A 1,542-nucleotide genomic window follows, 5' to 3' on the forward strand; every position below is an offset into this window, starting at 1 on the left:
ATGGAAGCATTACTCTTTAACAGCCATTGTGAAAACTTTTCCTTGCAAAGCGGGGTGCGGACTATATGACCCTAAAATCTTATGTCATAGATAAAATATTGAGTCTGCCTTTCGCCACCCTATTGAAAACTCCCTGAAATCTGATGTTAAAGAAGTGATCAGATATTCAGGAACAGCAATAGGCTTCCAGTTCATTACCAGTCTAACTTAGCCGAATATTTCGATGGGTGCATAACCAACGAAACCGGGTCAAGGAAAAGTGACTGGAGAATTTTCACTGGTTAAGTAGTTAAAATTTAAAAAAAATTGCCAAATGGCTCGGATATCCTTCGTAAGCCAGCCTCTTATTATCCAAAAGTCTTATATATAATAATCATTAAGAACAACCATAATTATATTAATTAGAAATTAACGTAATAAAATAATTAAACCATGTAAGAGCTTAAATAATACAAAGGGGAGTTGCCATGAGCACGAGTATTATATCAAAAATTAAGCATACTTTACTTACTCCGGGTCAATCAGAACATGGAAATCCTAATAAGCTTAAAAAAGGACGTTTTAAGAATCATACTGTAGCTGGTTCTGCAGAGAATATTCGTATGCCCGCCAGTTCAGAAACCGCTAAATCCGGCGGTGATTCCCGAATGGATATGAGCACGCTGAATATCGCACTGGCTGTACAAAAACTAGCTGGCCCTCCCGCTGCGCCGCCGCCACCGCCGATAATGACACAACCTGACACATGGGCGCAGATCAAACGTAATATCGGTGCTAAACAAAAGGGAGAGAAGGAAAAACACAAAAAAATATTAGATAATGACCATATTATGGAAGAACTGCGTAATAGACTGTTAGAACGTAGGGAAGAAACCAAAAAAACGGAAATAGTCCTTGTCACCGAACCACGAGAGTCGGAATCTCGGCCAGAAGAACCTGTCAGGGTAGCACCAAAGCAAATTGAAGCTGTTCCTTTCGGTCCGGGCATGATTCCACCACCACCACCTCTTCCTGCTGTTTTATCGGGTAAGAAGGTGAAAAACAATGTTGGGAAACCGGAATTAGCACCAAAACCAGGGTTGGAAAGATCTAAATTACCCACCCCTCCACAATTTCACATGACTCAGGATGTAGTTGAAACTGTCAGGTTGAAAAGGACTGGGAGGAGTTTGTGGAATCGTTCAGTAATTCAGAAAACCTAATTTTTTAAACAGGGGTTTTTGAGTGTTTCTGATGTTATGAATTAGTTGACGATAGCACCAAAACCAGAAAAATTATCCTTAGCGTACGATTTCGTACCGCTGGGCTTTAGATGCCGACTGCCAGAGCAGCGTAACCGGGCATGGGAAATGCTGGACCAGATACCGGGCGTCAGCTCTACCAAGCCCAAAGGTGCCCTCTACCTGTTCCCCAAACTCAACCCTGAACATCACAGGATCCATGATGATGAGCAGGTGGTACTGGATTTTCTCCTTCAGGAAAAAGTGCTGCTGGTCCAGGGCACTGCCTTCAACTGGCCTGAGCCTGACCACCTGCGAATCA

1 protein-coding gene and 1 pseudogene are annotated in these 1,542 nt (G+C 42.6%); both read left to right on the top strand.

The annotated features are described in order from the left end of the window. Positions 1-467: 467 nt before the first annotated feature. Positions 468-1,202, top strand: a complete 735-nt coding sequence (locus tag KDK15_RS14020) for a hypothetical protein (protein WP_257296011.1) — start codon at positions 468-470, stop codon at positions 1,200-1,202. Positions 1,203-1,316: 114 nt separating this feature from the next. After that, positions 1,317-1,542: pseudogene (locus KDK15_RS14025) on the top strand (aminotransferase); the annotation flags it as partial.

Origin of the sequence: Endozoicomonas sp. YOMI1 (assembly GCF_024606345.1) — a bacterium.
In the GTDB taxonomy this organism is placed as follows: Bacteria; Pseudomonadota; Gammaproteobacteria; order Pseudomonadales; family Endozoicomonadaceae; genus Endozoicomonas.

What these genes read in the sequence shown, in the direction of transcription:
- KDK15_RS14020 (WP_257296011.1), top strand. Translation starts at nt 468, where the DNA reads ATGAGCACGAGTATTATATCAAAAATTAAGCATACTTTACTTACTCCG.